The 17,560-nt window shown below is 70.0% G+C and carries 8 protein-coding genes and 1 pseudogene; 7 read left to right on the top strand and 2 right to left on the bottom strand.

The window, feature by feature from the left end:
• Positions 1 to 175 precede the first annotated feature (175 nt).
• From O3W51_RS10880 to O3W51_RS10870, 3 genes are read left to right on the top strand one after another with little or no spacing between them, the layout of a single operon-like run.
• A complete protein-coding gene (locus tag O3W51_RS10880) occupies positions 176 to 7,525 on the top strand; it encodes a SpvB/TcaC N-terminal domain-containing protein (RefSeq protein WP_269285405.1) in 7,350 nt (2,449 codons plus the stop codon).
• Entirely contained in the window at positions 7,515 to 7,808 is a 294-nt protein-coding gene (locus tag O3W51_RS10875; RefSeq protein WP_269285403.1) for a hypothetical protein, read from the top strand. Before O3W51_RS10880 ends, O3W51_RS10875 begins: the two co-directional genes overlap by 11 nt.
• Positions 7,809 to 7,812: 4 nt before the next feature.
• Positions 7,813 to 13,158 (top strand): neuraminidase-like domain-containing protein, encoded by a 5,346-nt coding sequence (locus O3W51_RS10870; RefSeq protein WP_269285401.1) that lies wholly within the window; start codon positions 7,813 to 7,815, stop codon positions 13,156 to 13,158.
• Positions 13,159 to 13,226: 68 nt separating this feature from the next.
• Here O3W51_RS10870 and O3W51_RS10865 read toward each other — a convergent pair whose 3' ends face one another.
• Positions 13,227 to 14,045 carry a DUF2785 domain-containing protein gene (locus tag O3W51_RS10865; RefSeq protein ID WP_138356639.1) on the bottom strand — a complete coding sequence of 273 codons (819 nt, stop codon included), beginning with the start codon at positions 14,043 to 14,045 and terminating at the stop codon, positions 13,227 to 13,229.
• 318 nt (positions 14,046 to 14,363) lie between these two features.
• Here O3W51_RS10865 and O3W51_RS10860 point away from each other — a divergent pair, with 318 nt between their 5' ends.
• Positions 14,364 to 15,131, top strand: a complete 768-nt coding sequence (locus O3W51_RS10860) for an IclR family transcriptional regulator (RefSeq protein ID WP_138356638.1) — start codon at positions 14,364 to 14,366, stop codon at positions 15,129 to 15,131.
• Positions 15,132 to 15,235: 104 nt separating this feature from the next.
• On the opposite strand, the pseudogene O3W51_RS10855 reads toward O3W51_RS10860, so the two are convergent.
• A pseudogene (locus tag O3W51_RS10855) lies at positions 15,236 to 15,610 on the bottom strand (LysR substrate-binding domain-containing protein); the annotation flags it as partial.
• 9 nt (positions 15,611 to 15,619) lie between these two features.
• Here O3W51_RS10855 and O3W51_RS10850 point away from each other — a divergent pair.
• From O3W51_RS10850 to O3W51_RS10840, 3 genes are all read left to right on the top strand, one after another.
• The gene (locus O3W51_RS10850) at positions 15,620 to 16,081 is read left to right on the top strand and encodes a hypothetical protein (RefSeq protein WP_138356636.1); all 462 of its coding nucleotides are present in this window, start codon (positions 15,620 to 15,622) and stop codon (positions 16,079 to 16,081) included.
• Positions 16,082 to 16,146: 65 nt separating this feature from the next.
• The gene (locus O3W51_RS10845) at positions 16,147 to 17,118 is read left to right on the top strand and encodes a hypothetical protein (RefSeq protein WP_269285397.1); all 972 of its coding nucleotides are present in this window, start codon (positions 16,147 to 16,149) and stop codon (positions 17,116 to 17,118) included.
• Between the two features lie 70 nt (positions 17,119 to 17,188).
• Complete coding sequence (locus O3W51_RS10840) at positions 17,189 to 17,455, top strand: hypothetical protein (RefSeq protein ID WP_138356634.1); 267 nt, start codon at positions 17,189 to 17,191, stop codon at positions 17,453 to 17,455.
• The last annotated feature ends 105 nt before the right edge of the window (positions 17,456 to 17,560 follow it).

Genomic DNA, 17,560 nt, shown 5'->3' with positions numbered 1-17,560 from the left:
ACACGGTTTTGGAGACCCCCGGGCGACACGCCACCACCCGCCCCACGACCGGTGGCCGGTGCTCCGGTCCGCTGACCGGAACGCGGCATGACAGGGGGCTCCCGTCACTCCCATGCTGCAGACCGTCAGTCCGACTCCTTCGTGGGATTCGGCGATGTCGAAGCGGGGGCGGGTCATGAGCGACGGAGCGGATTCCACGGTGGAGGGTGCGGTGCTGTCGCTGCCGAAAGGCGGCGGTGCGGTCGGCGGCATGGGGGAGACGTTCACTCCGGACCTGTTCACCGGGACGGGGAATTGCACGGTGCCGATCACGGTCCCCGCCGGCCGGCTCGGATTGGCACCGCACCTGTCGCTGGGATACAGCACCGGCAACGGGAACGGGCCGTTCGGCCAGGGATGGCAGCTGAGCCTGCCGGGGGTGTCCCGCAAGACGTCCCGAGGCATTCCCCGATACGCGGAAACGGAGACGGCCGGGCCTGCCGGGCCCGGGGCGGACCGGGCCGATGTGTTCGTCCTGTCGGGGGCCGAGGATCTGGTGCCCGTCGACGGTGGCCGGCCGGGCCGGGTGCGGTACCGGCCGCGGACGGAGGGCCTGTTCGCGCGGATCGAGCACGTCAGGGACGCCTCCGGGAACTACTGGGAGGTCCGCGGGAAGGACGGTCTGCTGACCCGTTACGGGACGCCCCGTCCGGCCACCGCGGACGCCACCTGGCGCGACCCCGCAGTGGTCGCTGATCCCGATGACGCGAGCCGGGTCTTCGGGTGGCGGATCACCCGGACCGAGGACGCGCTGGGCAACGTGATCCGCTACGACTATCTGCGCGACCACGGCCAGGAGGCGGGGCACACGTGGGACAGTCCGCTGCTCGCCCGGATCTCCTACGCGGACTACGGTGACCGGGCCGAACCGTCGTTCCTCGTCGCGGTGGACTTCGACTACGAGTCGCGGCCCGACGCGTTCTCGGACCACCGGTCCGGGTTCGAGGTGCGGACGTCGTTGCGCTGCCGCACCGTCCGGGTGACCACCCACGCCGCGGACGGCATCGCCCGGGTGGCCCGGGAGTGCCGGTTCACCTACCAGCAGGCCGGGTTCAACGGTGTCTCACTGCTCATCCGCGTCGACGTGGTCGGGATCGACGGCCAGGATCAGCCGCCGGGCCAGGACCCGTTACTGGAGAACCTGCCGCCGCTGACCTTCGGGTACTCGGGGTTCGATCCGGCCGTGCGCCGGTTCGAAGCGCTGGCCGGGCCGGCCCTGCCGACGGCGTCGCTGGGCGACCCGACGCTGGCCCTGGTCGACCTGCGGGGGACGGGACTTCCCGACCTGGTCGAGTTCGGGGCCACGAAGCGTGTCTGGCGCAACGCCGGCGGCGGTCGGTTCGAGCTTCCCCGGCAGATGGCCGAGGCGCCGCCGGTGTCCCTCGCCGATCCCGGGGTGCGGTTCATGGACGCCGACGGTGACGGCCGCGCCGACCTGGTCGTGCCTGTGGTGACCTCGGGCGGCCGGACTTCCGGTGCGACCGCGGGCTACTACCCGATGACTTTCGCGGGCGGCTGGAGCCATCGCTCGTTCCGGCCCTACCGGCAGTCGCCGTCGGTCCGGCTCTCCGATCCGAACGTGAGACTGCTCGACCTGGACGGTGACGGGCTCACCGACGTGCTGCGTTCGGGTACCCGCCTGGAGTGCTGGTTCAACGATCCCGACCCCCGCCAGGCGTGGCAGCGCACCTCACAGAGCACCGGACCGCTCGTGGATCTGGCGGATCCCCGGGTGCGGTTCGCGGACATGACCGGCGACGGACTGCAGGACATCGTGCTGCTCCGCAACGGGAACATCGCGTACTGGCCGAACCAGGGCCATGGCCGCTGGGGAGCGCGGGTGACGATGCGCCGGTCGCCCCGGCTGCCCGACGGCTTCGATCCGCGCCGGGTGCTGCTCGGCGACGTCGACGGGGACGGCGCGGCCGACCTGATCCATGTCGACCACGGGCGGGTGCTGCTGTGGGGCAACCAGTCCGGCAACGCCTGGACCGAAGAGCCCGTCACCATCACCGGCACTCCGGCCGTCACGGGAAGCGATTCGCTCCAGCTGTCCGACCTGTACGGAACCGGGATGGCCGGCCTGCTCTTCAGCCGGGCCGACGACGGTTCGGGGAGGCCGCACCTGCGCTTCCTGGACTTCGCCGGTGGCGTCAAGCCGCATCTGCTGACCGGTATGGACCACCACCTCGGAGCCACCACGCAGGTCACCTACGCGCCGTCGACGCAGGAGTACCTCCGTGACCAGCACCATCCGGAGACTCGCTGGCGCACCACCCTGCCGTTCCCGGTGCAGGTGGTGTCCCGGGTCGAGGTGAGCGACGCGCTCTCGGGCGGCCGGCTGACCACGAAGTACCGCTATCACCACGGCTATTGGGACGGCGTGGAGCGGGAGTTCCGCGGCTTCGCGATGGTCGAACAGCTGGACAGCGAATCCTTCGGGACGGCGCCCACGACAGGGCCCGGCGCCGTGCCGGACGGGCACTTCTCGCCGCCCACCCTCACGAAGAGCTGGTTCCACCCGGGACCGGTCGCCGCCGTGGAGGCGGGGGAGTGGACCGAACTGGATCTGCGGCACGAATACTCCGGCCTGGACGTACCGATGCTGTCCCGCCCCCCGGGGCAGACCGCCTTCCTGGCCGCCCTGCCCCGAAGCGCCCGCAGGGCCGCGCTGCGGACGCTGCGCGGACAGCTGCTGCGCACGGAGCTGTACGGTCTGGACGGCACCGACCGCGAGCACCGTCCCTACACCGTCACCGAGACGATCTCCGGGGTAAGGGAGGAGTCGCCACCGCCGGCCGGCTCCGGGGACGGGCTGGAGGACGTGCGGGAACGAATCTTCTTCCCGTTCAGCCTCGGCAGCCGGACCACCCAGTACGAGCGCGGCGACGACCCGATGACCCGGTTCACCGTCCCCAGCGGCTACGACGGGTACGGCTTCCCGGCAGGGCAGATCTCCATCGCCGTTCCCCGGGGCCGCGACCCGATGGCCGCCGTCACCGCCGCACCCCAGCCGTACCTGGCCACGTATGCCACCACCGAGTACTCCCGCCGCGACGACGCCGACCACTATCTGATCGACCGGGTAGGCCGGACGACCAGCTACGAAGTGATCAACGACGGCCGGCTCAGCGTCGCGCAGCTGCGCGACGCGATCCTCTCCGGCCCGACGGAGGCCGGTCTGTCGCTGCGCGTGATCGGCCACGCCCGCACGTACTACGACGGCGACGCGTTCACCGGACTGCCACTCGGCACCCTCGGCGACCACGGGCTGCCGGTCCGCACCGAGTCCCTCACGTTCACGGATGCCTTCCTCAACGCCCTCCATCCGCCCGGCGACCCGCTCGCGGTCGGACCGCGGCCCGTGTATCTGGCCCCCGGCGGGGTCGCGACCTGGCCGGCCGAGTACCCGCCCGGGTTCCGCGCGGCGCTGCCCGGTCTCGCCGGCTACACGCACCACACGGACACCGACGTGCCCGGATCACCCGGCGGGTACTACGTGACCGGCGCTCGGCGCCGCTACGACGTGCACGTCGCCGGCCGGGTGCCGCGAGGACTGCCGGTCGCGTCGCTCGACCCGCTGGGCGCGCAGAGCCAGATCGTCTACGACCAGTACGATCTGCTGCCGGTACGGCTGATCGATGCCGTCGGCCTCGAGACCCTCGCGGTGCACGACTACCGCATGCTGCAGACCAGGGAGACGACCGACGCCAACGGCAACACCGGCACGGTGACGTTCTCTCCCATCGGGCTCGTCACCGCCCACTTCGTGCGCGGCAAGCGGGGCGAGGGTGACCGCGACGCGGCGAGTTCGCGGACGACCTACGATCTGCTCGCTTTTGCCGAGCGCGGTCGACCCGCCTCCGCGCGCACCGTCCGCCGGGTGCACCACGACACGGACACGAACGTCCCGGCCGCCCAGCGCGACGAGGTGATCGTGTCGGTGACGTACTCCGACGGGTTCGGGCGGCTGCTGCAGACCCGCTCCCAGGCGGAGGACACCCTCTTCGGCGACCCGACCCACGGCGGCGGCGCCATACCCGGCGAGGACCTCGCGCCGGTCGGCGACACCACCGGTCGAACACGCGGCCCCGCGGACCCGGACAACGTGATCGTCTCCGGTGCGCAGGTCTACGACAACAAGGGCCGGGTGGTGGAGAAGTACGAGCCGTTCTTCTCCACCGGCTTCGACCATGTCCCGCCGCTCGGTACCCGGACGGGCCAGAAGACAAGCATGTTCTACGATCCGCGCGGGCAGGTCGTACGAACGCTGAACCCCGACGGCAGCGAACAGCGCGTCATCCTCGGAATCCCCGCCGACCTGGCGGTTCCCGAGGTGTTCGTACCGACGCCATGGGAGTCCTACACCTACGACCAGAACGACAACGCGGGTCGCACCCACGGTGACACCGCGGGGGCGTATCGCGGTCATTGGAACACCCCGGCCAGCACCGAGGTCGACGCCCTGGGCCGTACGGTGCGCACCGTCGCCCGCAACGGGGTGGCGGACGCCGACCTGTTGAACTCCAGATCGGTGTACGACATCCAGGGCAATCTGGTGACGGTCACGGACGCGCTCGGACGGGATGCGTTCCGGTACCGCTTCGACGTGGCCAAGCGGCGCTGGCGTACGGACAGCATCGACGCGGGGCGCCGGGACAGCGTTCCGGACGCGCTCGGCAATCCGGTCGAAGCCCGCGACAGCAAGGGTGCGTTGACGCTCGGTGTGTCCGATGTTCTGGGCAGGCCGACTCATGTCTGGGCGCGGGACGACTCCGCAGGGTCTGTGACACTGCGCCGGCTCATCGAATACGGGGACGGTGGTGCCTCCGACCAGCCGGCCACCGACCGGGCCGCGGCCCGCGTGGTCAACCTGCTCGGCCGTCCGGTGCGCCACTACGACGAGGCGGGCCTCGAAACCGTCACGGTGGTCGACTACAAGGGCAACGTGCTGGAATCCGCCCGGCGGGTGATCGCCGACGCGCCGATCCTCGCCACGTACACGGCGGCGAAGACCAAGGGCTGGCAGGTGGTGCCGTTCCAGGTGGAGTGGACACCCGCGGCCGGACAGGGGCGGGCGGCGCGCGATGCGCAACTGCTCGAACCCGGTGGCTACGTCACGACGACGGGCTACGACGCGCTCAACCGGGTCGTCAGACACGTGCTGCCAACCGACGTGGAGGGCCGACGCAGGGAACTCCACCCCACGTACAACAGGGCGGGCGCACTCGAGGGGATGCGCCTCGACGACGCGGTCCATGTGCAGCGGATCGCCTACGACGCCAAGGGACAGCGGTCCCTGGTCGCCTACGGCAACGGGGTGATGACCCGGTACGCCTACGACCCGCACACGTTCCGGCCGACCAGGCTGCGGAGCGAGCGGTTCACCCTCGCCGCTGACGGGCTGACCTACCGTCCGACCGGAGCCGCGCTGCAGGACTACGGCTACGACTACGACCTCGTCGGGAACATCCTCACCGTCCGCGACCGGGCACCTGGCAGCGGCATCCCCAACAACCCCGACGCGCTCGGTGCCACCGACCCCGTCCTGCGCAAACTGCTCGGCAGCGGTGACGCACTCGACCGGCGGTTCAGTTACGACCCGGTCTACCGGCTGCTCGCCGCGACCGGCCGCGAGTACCAAGCGCAGCCCGCCGGGGATCCGTGGAGCGACCTGCCGCGCGGCACTGATGTCACGAAGGCGCAGGCGTACACGGAGACGTACCGCTACGACGCGGTGGGCAGCGTCCTCAGCCTCGGCCACAGTGGCACGGGCGGCTTCAGCCGCGCCTTCGACGTCGCGACCGACAGCAACCGGCTGCGGGCGATGGCCGTGGGGAAGACGCCGTACACCTACACGTACGACAGCAACGGCAACCTGGTCGCCGAGACGACCTCGCGGCACTTCGCGTGGAACCACGCCGACCGGCTGAAGGCGTTCGCGACCCAGACTCCGGGCGCCGAACCCTCCGTCCACGCCCAGTACCTGTACGACGCGTCCGGCCTGCGGGTGAAGAAGATCGTCCGCCGCCAGGGCGGTGCCGTCGAGGTCACCCACTACGTCGACGGCACCTTCGAGCATCACCGCTGGGCCGCTGCGGCGCCCGCATCGGCTGCCGCCCCGGGAGCGGGCGAGAACAACCAGGTCCACGTCATGGACGATTCCCGGCGGGTCGCGCTGGTCCGCCTCGGCCCCGCCCACCCCGAGGACCGCGGCCCGGCGGTCGCCGTCCAGCTCTCGGACCACCTCGGCAGCAGCACTGCCGTCGTCGACGGCGCGGGCACCCTCACCAACCGCGAGGAATACACCCCGTACGGCGAAACCAGCTTCGGCAGCTACACCCGCAAGCGCTACCGCTTCACCGGTTGCGAGCGGGACGAGGAGAGCGGTCTGGCCCACCACTCGGCGCGCTACTACCTGCCGTGGACGGCTCGTTGGAGCGGCTGTGACCCCAGGGGACCGGCCGGCGGCGTCAACCAGTACCAGATGTGCGGCGGTGGCCCGATGAACAGGACCGACACCGCGGGGACGGACTGGGAGTTCACCTGGGATCCGCGGGAGTGGGAGCCCCTCGAGTTCACCAAGGAGGAGATCGCCCCCCGGGTGGAGGGCGGGGCCAAGGTACTGGGTGGCGCGGCGGCCTTCGTCGCGGGAGCGGCTTTGTGCGAGACGGGCGTGGGCTGCGTCGTCGGCGCTCCGCTGATGGTGGCAGGCGCTGACGTCGCAGGTTCGGGGGCGGTGCAGGCGTTGGGCGGCAGGCCTCGGCCCACTGCGGTCGGCGCTCTTCTCGGCCCCTCGGCGCAGCGTCTCGAGGAGAACTTCGTGAGCGCGGCAGGTCTGGCTCACACGGCCGCTCAGGGATATGTGATGTGGAAGACGGGCCGACCGCTGGGAGCGGTGCCCAGCGGCTCGGCTCCGAAAGGTCCCGGCGCGACGTCCGCCGGCGGTGGCGGGCGGTCAGGTTCGCCGGGCGGGGCAGGTGCGCCGCCGGCCGAGCCGACCTACCTCAAGTCCACGGCCAGTGACCCTGCTGCGACTGTTCAGCCGGCAGCCCCGAGCGGTCCGGCACTCTTCCGGGGCACAACACGCGGTTATCAGGGCAGCGCCGGAACGCAGCGGGTGGGGATCACTCCCACGACCACCGATCCGGGAGTCGCCACCGTGTTCGGCGCGCACGCCGAACGGTTCGGGCAATCGGTCATCCAGATCGCACAACCGGGGGACCTGGTAGGAGTCGCCACTCACGAGGGATACATCGCCTCGGAGCTGGAAGTCGGAGTCGAGCTGAGCCCCGCGGAGTTCGCGAGCCGCGCCAGCATCGAGATCCCGACGAGTGCCGCCCGTGCGATTCTGGGGCGGATGGGAATCGAGATACCGGGGCGGATGAGTATCGAGAACATCTCGCCGACTTTGGCCAATACCCCGAAACTCACTCCGGCACAGACCCAGCAGTTCATCAAGGAGGCCGCCGCCCATGGCAAATAGAGCCCGTATCAGCGTCGAGGACACCGAGGCAGCGACCGTCGACCGCGCTGTGTGCATTGTGCGCTGCCTGGAGGGTGTGGTGTCCCCCGGGGACATGTTCGACGTGGCCACGTCCACCGGCGGCGAGGACGCTCGGGTCGCCTTGTATGTCACTCGCATCTGGCGCTACGGCAGGCCGATCGACCTGCTCGGTCCTCCGCACTCGGCGAAGGTCGAACTGACAGGTCAGGGGACGCTCTCACTGCCGGGCGTGACGCACCTGACCATGACGACAGGCGCATAGCACCGTGGTCGCGCCCATGCCTTGTCATGAAACCGCTCATTTCCAACAGATCGACTATCGGACGGGGTTTCTCGTGATGGACAGAGAATTATCAGCAGTGGACACCGGGCCGGTGGAGTCCATCATCGAGCAGCCGGGGCCGACGCCGGACCCCATCCAGCCGTCGGTGAGCGTTTCCGCCCAGGCCGGGCGGGTGGTGGCGGGGATTGCCGCCACGGTGTCGGTGGATGCCTTCCGAGGTGCGAGCTTCAGATGGGATTTCATCAACGGGAAATGGATATCGACTCCTCTCGTCGCGTACGTACAGACCGCCGTCAGCATCGACGGCGTCGAGAAGGCACGGGAGAACCGGAGCGGTGGGGACTTCGCTCTGACGTTCCCGACGCCCGGTACCCACACGGTCACAGCTCAAGCGGTCACCGACACGGGGCGGGTCTTCGTCTCCGGCCCGGTCAATTTCCAGGTGGCGGCGGCGGTTCCACCGGCTTTCACGGTGACGGCGCCGGCCGAGGGTGCGGTGGTCGATCTGGGGGAGAGCCCTGGGTCGGTCGATCTGAGGGTGAGCATTCCGGCCGACCAGTTCTTCCCGGTCACGGTCAGTATCGCCGTGGACGGTCAGTTCGTTTCGGCCGAGACGATCTCCAGCACCCAATACCAGAAGACCCTCACCCTCAGCTCCCTGCCGCTGGGACCGCGGCCGATCGCGGTGACCGTCGGCGACCGGGACGGTTTCACGTCGACAAAGGTCCGCACGATAAGCGGCCGTGACGTCGGGCTGCCCCGCGCGCCCGTCGTTCCGCAGGCCGACGTTCTCGGTGACAAGGACGGGCAGGGGACCGCGCACATCAGCGGAACCGCGGAGGACCCCCAGAGCGGGATGATCGGCGGAAAGGCGGCGGTGGCCTGGGCCCTGAGTCCCGAAGGAACCAGAACGACGGCGCAGGCACTGACCCCCGGCGACTTCCGCAAATGGCTTGCCGACGTGCCGCTGAAAGGGTTCGGCGCGCACACGATCTATGTGTGGGCGACCGACGCGGCAGGCAACACGATGCTCAAGCCGACGGAGTTCCCGGTCGTGGTCATCAGCGACTTCAAGCCGAAGACGCTGGAGGAGCGGCTCAACGAACGGGAGTATCTGGTTGCCCTGCTGTCCTTCGCCCAGGAGCAGGTCAAGGTTCCGGGACCACCGGAGGCGTCGCTGGACACCGCCACCCTTGTCCGTGTTCTGGGCCAGCCGCTCGACCGGCTGAGCCAGCCGCTGTCCGCGGCCGCTGACCAGGGCAACGTCGACATCAACCAACTGCGTGTGCCCGTGGAACTGCTCCGGGCACGCATCGCGGCCACCGGGACCCCTGCCGGGCCCGGAGCGGCAGGCGAGGAGGCCTACCGCAATGCGGCGTACACGTCGCTGCTCGCCGCGGTGGGCACCTCCTACGCGGAGCTGCGGCTGGTCCGGGGCGCCGCGCCCGCCGTTCGCCAGGCATTGGCGGCACGACTGGGCATCCGGTTGTCGGCGGCCAAACCCGATGAGCTGGACCAACTGGTACTGGATGGCCCGGGCCTCACCGAAGCGGCGCTGGAAACCCTCTTCGGTCTCACCTCCACCACCCGGTCCGACCCGCTGCGTACGCCATCGACCCCGCTGCTGCTCACCTGGCAGCTGGCCGGGCTGGCGCTGTCCTGGGCCGATCAGGACCAGCACCCGACGACGCCGCGGGCGTACGGGGTGCTCGCCGACCCGGATGTGATCAGCGCCGCCGACGTCATCGAGGGTCCGAACGGTGACCCCGTCCGGCTGTTGCTGACGCAGCGAGCCGGGACGCTCGCCGGCTACGAGCAGATGCTCGACGCACTGCGCGTCAATGCCGCCACCGCGATCCTGGGACTCACGGCCATGGTGACCCAGGCGTTGCCCGGTGCCGACCTCGCCCGTTGGGAGAGCAAGGAGAACCAGGGCGCCGACATCAGTGGCCTGCTCGCGTCGGTCGGACTGAGCCGCCCCGGTTTCCTCCTCCTGCGGAAGCTCGCCCGGCTCGCCGCCACCGGGAACCTCTCGGCCGCCGAGTGGAAGGACGCCGTCTCGGTCCTCACCGGGGCCCACAAGCGCCAGCTGTTCCCGGTCTGGACGACCCAGGAGACCGCGTTCGCGCTCTCCCCCGACTACTTCGTCCTCTCCGGTGCCGGTCCGCGGGTCAGCACGTACCGCGTCGACAGCGATGCCCGTCACGACTGGCAGTCCGTGCTGCGCAGCCGGACCACGCAGCGCGCGGACATCATCGAAGGGAACGGGCAGGCAGTCATCGCGGCCGAGCAGGTCGCCCTGCCGATTCTGCGCGACGCCCTGCTCGACGACCTGAAACCCACGACCACGGGTGTCATCGGGGAGGAGATGACGGCCCTGTTCCTCGTCGATGTCCTCGCCGGCGGATCGCTGCGCACCACCCGCGTCAAGCAGGCGCTGGAGAGCATTCAGTCGCTCCTGTCCGCCAAGAGATCCGGCGAGATGCTGCCGACGCATCCTGCGTTCAGCTGGAGACTCGGCAACCCGGACACGTTCACCCGCGCATGGGTCTGGATGGGTGAAATGGGAAGCTGGCAGGCCGCCACCACGGCGTTCCTGTTTCCCGAGCGGAATCTCGACCCGACCCTGCTGGTGCCGCGCGGCAGGCCGCAACTGGCCGCCTTCTTCGAGGCCATCCGCGGGCCGGGCGTCTTCAGCGCGCAGAAGGCCGTGAAAGCAGCGGGCGACTACGCGGGCTCGGCCTTCAAATATCTTGATCCCCCCAGGTCGGCCACGCACCAGGACGACCTCAGGAGGCTTCAGGTGGGCAGGCCGGACGCGGAGAACCGGGAGACCTTCTGGGCCGTGCCTCTCCTGCTGGCCCAGCGGCTGCAGACCGCCGGTGACTACCGTGCGGCGCTCGACTGGTACTGGCTCGTGTACCCGTACGACGACGGCGTGGCCAAATCCTGCTACCTCCGGATCGCCACCGAGACAGCGGTCCGCCCCGATCTCAAATTCCCTCCCCAGTGGACGGAGAAGCTGGATCCGTTCGGGCTCGTGGACAACCGTCCGGCCCCCTACACCCGTGCCACGCTGCTGGCGGTGATCCGGTGCCACATCGACTTCGCGGACTCCGAATTCAGCCGCGAGACGGGTGAGTCGGTCGCCCACGCCAGGACCCTCTACCTCGCCGCCCGCCGACTGCTCTCCGTTCCCGCGCTGCGCCCGCTCGAGCCGATGAATCCCGGTGAGCCGATCCTGCCGATCCCGGAGCTGGAGTCGCTGTCGGCGCGGGTGAACGTACAGCTCGCCAAGTTGCGTCAGGGGCGGAACATCGCGGGCATGCCCCGTACGCAAGGTGTCGTCGGGACGATCACGGTGAGCCAGCCCACGCCCTTCCGCTTCAAGACGCTGATGGAGCGGGCGCATCAACTCGTGTCCCAGGCAACCCAGATGGAGGCGGGCTACCTCGCCGCACTCGAGAAGTACGACGATCGCAGCCTGCGGGCCTTCGACGCGGGCAAGGGGATCGATCTGACCAACGCACAGATCGGCCTCGCCACCAGTCGGGTGACGGAGGCCAACGACGCGGTCAAGGCGGCGGCAGCCCAGCGTGCCAAGGCCGACGTCATGGTCAGGACCTACGAGCGGCAGATCGGTCTGCCGCCGAACCAGTACGAGCGCGACCTCCTCGACCAGTACGGCGAGATGAGATCCATCCGGAACACCATCAACGCCGTCGACACGGCGGTCGGTGTCCTGCAGCAGGCGTACAACGCGGCTGACCTCGCAGGTGCGGTCTTCTCCGGCGGCGCCAGGCCGGCCATAGCGATGTCCATCACGGCCGGACTTGTCAGCAGGGGCATCTTCCAGGCCAACGAGAACACCCTCCAGGCACGGATGGATGCCAACCAGCTCAAGGCCGGCATCGAGCAGCACAAGGACGAGTGGCGCCTGCAGAAGACCTCTGCCGAGCAGGACTCACTGGTCGCGGCCGCGCAGATGGTGACGGCCAACGACCAGGTGACGATAGCCACTCAGGAGCAGGCGATCGCCACCCTCCAGCGCGACCAGGCGACAGCGACGCTGAAGTTCCTCAACGACCAGTTCACCAACGCCGATCTGTATCTGTGGATGAGCAACACGCTCGGCGGGACGTACCGGTACTTCCTGCAGCAGGCCACCGCCACCGCGCGGCTGGCGCAGGCGCAACTGGCCTTTGAGCGGGCCGAATCGGCCCAGACACTGATCGGCAACGACTACTGGCAGACGCCGGCCGAGACGACCGACACCAGCAATCAGGTCAATCGCCGGGGGCTGACCGGAGCGGAACGGCTCAGCCAGGACCTGAGCGGCCTGGAGGAGTACGCCTTCCGGTCGGAACGCCGGCGTCTCAACCTGTCCCAGACGTTCTCCCTCGCCCAGCTCATGCCGGTGGAGTTCCTGGAGTTCCGTCGTACCGGATCCATCGCCTTCGCCACCCCGATGTCCCTGTTCGACGGTGATTTCCCCGGTCAGTTCTGCCGGATGATCAGCCAGGTACGCGTCAGCATCGCCGGGCTCTTTCCGCCGGAGCGGGGCGTTCGCGCCACGCTGGCCTCCAACGGCATCTCCCGGGTGACCACCCGGCAGGACAGCGGCTTCAAGGACATCGTGGTGCGGCACGACCCCGGAGTGGTCGCTCTGACGTCACCGGTCAACGCCAGCGGGGTCTTCGAACTCGACGCCCAGGCCGACATGTTGCGGCCGTTCGAGTCCAGCGGCGTGGACACCACGTGGGAACTCCACCTTCCGCCCGCCGCGAATCCGATCGACTTCGCCGCGATCGCCGATGTGATGCTCACGATCGACTACACGGCCCTGTACGACGACGGCTACCGCAGCCAGCTGATCAACCGGTTCAACGGATCCCGGGAGCGCGGTTCGGACCGGGTGTTCAGCCTGGCGACCGACTTCCCCGACCAGTGGTACGACCTCAACAACCCCGCAGACCCGAAGGCCCGCTCGGTCACGCTCAACCTGCGGGACATCGATTTCCCGGTCGGGATCTCGGGCCTCGTCACCTCCGCGGTCGCCGTCCGGCTCGACAGTGGTGAACCGGTGCCCAACACGCTGCTGTCGCTGCGTCGCATCAAGGGCGGTGGAAGCGCCACCACCACGGAAGGCACGGCCAGCACCCGGCGGGGCAACGCCGCGACCTGGGCCTCGCTCTCCGGAACCAGTCCCAGGGGAGACTGGCTGCTCGGATTCGGCGAGGACGCCGCTGCTCTGTTCGACTCCGGCAAGCTGGACGACATTCAGCTGGTCATCAGCTGGACCGGGCAGGGACCGGCCTGGACGTCCTGACCCGATGACCATCCGCCCGGACGGGCGGCCGCGCACAGCGGCTGCCCCTCCGGGCGGTGCCATGAACGTCAGGCGAGCCAGCCGTAGGGCAGCCGGAGGACGGCGGCCACACGATCGGCGACGACCGGAGCGTGCGGTGGAACGCCTCCGTCGGCAAGGCCGCGGGTGAGATGGAGATGCAGGGACTGGAGCGTGGCGAAGGTGTTGAAGGCCCAGGGTGGAACGGGGCCGGGGCCGCCACCGTCGAGGGCGTCCGTCACGATGCCCAACCAGCCGGTGGCTTGCTCGGCCGTCAGGTCCGGAGCGAGCAGGATGCGGCTGAGCGCGTGGGCGAGACGGGCATCCTCCAGCTGCGCGTAGCGGTAGTCGGTGTGTTCGGCCGTCATCCGGCGGGCGCACAGTTCCAGCAGTTCGGTGCGGCGGGCGGGCAGCGCCTGTCCGAACGCGGCGGCCGCGTCGGCGCCGTGTGCGACGGCGTGCAGCCAGCCGAGGGAGTCGTCCCAGCCGCGGGTGTCGAGCTCCGACGGGTACCAGGAGGCGAAGCCGGCGTACCAGCGCTCCGCGGCCGTCCGCGGCACCGTGCCGGGGGCGGCCTGTCCGCGGGTCAGAACGCACCGGAGCACGAGGGGCGCGAAGGTCCTGGCCTGGATCTCCCGATGGGTGAAACGGTCCGCGGCGGCGTCACCGAGGTCCTCCAGAACCTCGTCGAGGTGACCTTCGCGTATCCAGCGCGCGGCGGCGGTGTAGGCGTGCTCGTCCCGGACTTCGGGGTCGGGGGACACGAGCATGGCCGACAGCTCGTCGCCCAGCCGGGCGACCGGTACGGCGGCGGGGAACGGGAAATCCGTGGCGGCGATCGACGACCAGTCGACAAGATCCGTACTCATCGCCCGAGCCTTCCACGCCCCTCGAAGACCGGCAAGGAAAGCGATCGGCTTTCGGTTCCGCCTCCGCGCCGCGAGATGAGCCTCAACCCCGTGGGCCGGGCGTACTACGACCTGTCCACGTCGCGCTGCGTACGGAACTCACGCTCCGCGGTGCTGAACTCGAGTGTCGTCGGAACCGTATTCCCTGCGAAGCCGGGGTGCGGGGTACGAGCCGGCGTTCGGTCAGGGTGGGCGGCGCGCGCGGCCGTGGGGGTCGGTCGACGACACCACGGGCAGCGCCGGCAGCGTGGTGATCGCATCGAGACGGGGGTCTCATCGATGAGGCAGTTGAACGAGCCGTTGAACCGGCCAGGCGCGTACGAGCCGGAGACAGGGGTCCTGGCGGATCTCCCGCCGTGGGCCGGCGGGCGTGGTGTGCTGCAGGGCGCATTCGGACTGCTGGGGGCTGTGGACCGGGCCGGGGAGGCAGGACTGACGAGGCTCGCGTCGGAGTGCGGGCTGCCCAAGACGACCGCGTACCGGCTGCTGGAGCAACTGGTCGCGCTGAACGCCGTCGAGCGGTGCCACGGGGGATACCGGATGGGTCCGCGCATGTTCCAGCTCGGGCAGGAGTGGCAGCCGCATCCCGGGCTGCGGGCCGCGGTGCGGGAGCCGGTGCGCCGCCTGCTGGGTGCGACCGGCGCGACCGTGGGCATCAGCGCGTTACGCGAGGGTCAGACGCTGGTACTGGACTGGACGCCCGGCGAGAACACGGTGGTGCCACCGCCACGCAGCGGCACGGTCTGGCCGTGGTTCACCGCGGCGGGCAAGGTGCTGGTGGCCGGGGCGGACCGCGCTCTGCCGCTCGACCGGCTCCCCGCGTCCTGGCCTCGCGAAGCGGCGGCGATCCGGGACCGCGGTGCCGCGTTCGACCGTGAGGAGGTGGTGCCGGGAGTGTGCTGTGTGGCCGTTCCGCTGTACGCCGCGGACGATGTCCCGGTGGCGGCGTTGTGTGTCCTGACGCATCCCGCACAGCATCTGGAACGGCTCGCGGATGTCGTGCAGCGGACGGGCAAGGCCATCAGCGCGTCGCTGCGCGTCCGGTGAGCGGGTCCGCCGACCGGCACGGCGCGCGGTGCGTCATCGGTGCTCGGGCGCCGGCTCGGCGTCGTCGGCGGGAGCGGCACGTACCTGCTCCCGCGCAGCCGGCCGCGCCGGGACGTCAGGACGTGCGGCGCGCCGGCGAAGGCGGCCGGGGTGAGCGGCTTTCCGGCGAGGGGGTGCCCGCGCCGGACGACGGCGACCATCTCGTCGGTGAACAGCGTCTCGACGAGGGGTTCGGGCGCCGGTGAGGTGATGACCCGGATCTCCAGGTCCGCTGCCCCGTCGCGCAGGACGAGGTCGTCGTCCGCCCTGGTGTGCGCACATGTGCGGATGCATCGGCACTTTCTTCCTGCGGCGCAAGCAAATGCGGCGGACGGTTCGCTGGGGCTGATGACCTCCGGCGAACCCGGCCCTGCGAAGTGATGGGTGCCCTCTTCGCCGCGGGCAGGCCTCTTCACCTTGGACGGGTGGGCTCCTATCATCCGTGCGGGGTGCGCGCACTCGATGACGACGGCGAACCGGCGTCATGGAACATCCGCGACGGTGCGCCGGACGTGAAGGACCCGGTGAACGCCTGCTCGGCCGGGACCATGCTGGAACCGACCTCGCAGGCGCCGAGGCACGGTTGCAGCATCCGGTTCGCCAGGCCGGACGGGCTCGGCGCCGGGAAGGCGACACTCGACATCAAGGTCACCGTGCGGTGCGTGTCGCGTTCACCCCGCCCGTGCTCGCTGCTCGGCGGGCAGTACGCGCCGTCCTCCGGGCATCCCGTGACGGCGCTCGTCACCACCACACACACGATGACCTTCGCTCCGGACTCCTCGGCTTCCGCCGGTGGCACCGATTCTCCCGACCCGTCGGATTCGGCCTCGGACGACACGCAGGGGCCGACCGGTGACCCCTCCGAAGTGACGCCGTCCGACTCGGCAACGCCCTCCGAGGGCGGGACGTGACCCCCGACCCCGAACCGACCCCGGATCCTGAACCGAATCCGACCCCGGAGCCCGACGCTCCACTCGTGGACAGCCAGATCTGGGCACGCCTGTGGACGGTGGCCAACGTCATCGCGCCGACCACCGCACTGACCACCCTGCTGTTCTACTTCGGCTACGTGGCGACGACGGCGCGCTTCCGCTACTTCGGTGTCTACCTCGACATGGTCGACCTGTCGTTGCAGGAGATGCTGCTCTACGGCGTGGAGGTCGTCTATCCGCCCCTCATCGTTCTCGCGGTCATCAGCCTGCTGGTCATCGCCGCCCACGCCACGGTCCGCTGGATGGTGTCCTCCTCGGATCGCGACGCCATCACCGGTTGGGTGGGGCTGTTCACCGTTCTGCTCGGGCTGCTGGTGTTCACCAGGGGCGTCGTCGGGCTCCTGATACCGCGCGTGGCGCGCACCGAGACGATCGCGACGACACCGGTCTGTCTGGGGTGCGGCGCCCTCGCGATCGCCTACGGCCTCGGACTGCTGCGCACCTTCGCCATCCGCTGGGACCGGCACCGTGCGGCGGTCGGCGACCCGTCCGCGGATCCGCCTCCTGCTCTGCCTCCGCCCGCGCCTCCTTCGCCCGCCGCGCACAGCGGTGAGCTCGCCGTTTGGCTGGAGTCCCCCGCTGTCCGGCGCATCAGCCGCTATGCCCTGGCCTGGGTCGCCGTCATCGTCGTAGCCGGCTCTTTCTGGACGGCCAACAGCTTCGCCGCCGCGTACGGCCGGGGCCGGGCGCTGGACGACGCGGCGTCACTCGAGCACCGTCCGGAGGTCGTGCTCTACACCAAGGAACCCCTGCGGGATGCCCCCAGCGGAGTTGAGCAGACGGAGGTCGCCGGCGCGGCGAAGGACTCCTACCGCTTCCGCTACCGAGGGCTGCGCCTGCTGGTCGAGTCGAACGGCAGGCTGTTCCTCGTCCCCGCGCAGTGGATCGCCGGCAACAGCGAGACCCTGGTCGTCCCCTACGACGACTCCATCCGCATCGGCCTCATCGCGGGATGACGGGGTCCGGCTCCGCGTCCGGGCAGCCGATTTCGGCGCGGTGTCAGTGCCGGCTGCAATGCTGATGGGCATGGGTGAACTGATCTGGCGCCGGGTCTACGGTGCCGACCATGACGATCCGGATCCGGGGCCACGGACCGGTCACGTATACCGGGAACTGGTCGGCGGTCCCCTGGACGGACTGCTCCTCGACGTCACCGGCTGGACGAACCGGCAACTGCAGGAAAGTGCCGCGCTGATCACCGAGATCGGCAGGTTCGGCCCGGGAGGCCGTGCCCTCTACGGCCCCCGCGCGGGCGACCCGGATCACTGGGACTGGGAAGGCGACACCCGGTGACACGGTAGGTCCTGTGCGGCAGACCGCGGTGAGCCTGAGACGCCGGGTCGGACGGTCCTGGCCATGGTCCTGTCCAAGGCCATCCGATCCGGCGCATCTCGATGC

This window comes from Streptomyces sp. H39-C1 (genome assembly GCF_027158125.1).
Lineage (GTDB): Bacteria > Actinomycetota > Actinomycetes > Streptomycetales > Streptomycetaceae > Actinacidiphila > Actinacidiphila fildesensis.
The sequence above is the reverse complement of the archived record's forward strand: the minus strand, read 5'-3'. Positions and strand labels throughout refer to the sequence as shown.

Excerpts from the sequence above, each read along its gene's own strand:
- O3W51_RS10875 (WP_269285403.1), top strand. The coding sequence starts at position 7,515 with ATGGCAAATAGAGCCCGTATCAGCGTCGAGGACACCGAGGCAGCGACC.
- O3W51_RS10865 (WP_138356639.1), bottom strand. The coding sequence starts at position 14,045 with ATGAGTACGGATCTTGTCGACTGGTCGTCGATCGCCGCCACGGATTTC.
- O3W51_RS10860 (WP_138356638.1), top strand. The coding sequence starts at position 14,364 with ATGAGGCAGTTGAACGAGCCGTTGAACCGGCCAGGCGCGTACGAGCCG.
- O3W51_RS10880 (WP_269285405.1), top strand. The coding sequence starts at position 176 with ATGAGCGACGGAGCGGATTCCACGGTGGAGGGTGCGGTGCTGTCGCTG.
- O3W51_RS10840 (WP_138356634.1), top strand. The coding sequence starts at position 17,189 with ATGGGTGAACTGATCTGGCGCCGGGTCTACGGTGCCGACCATGACGAT.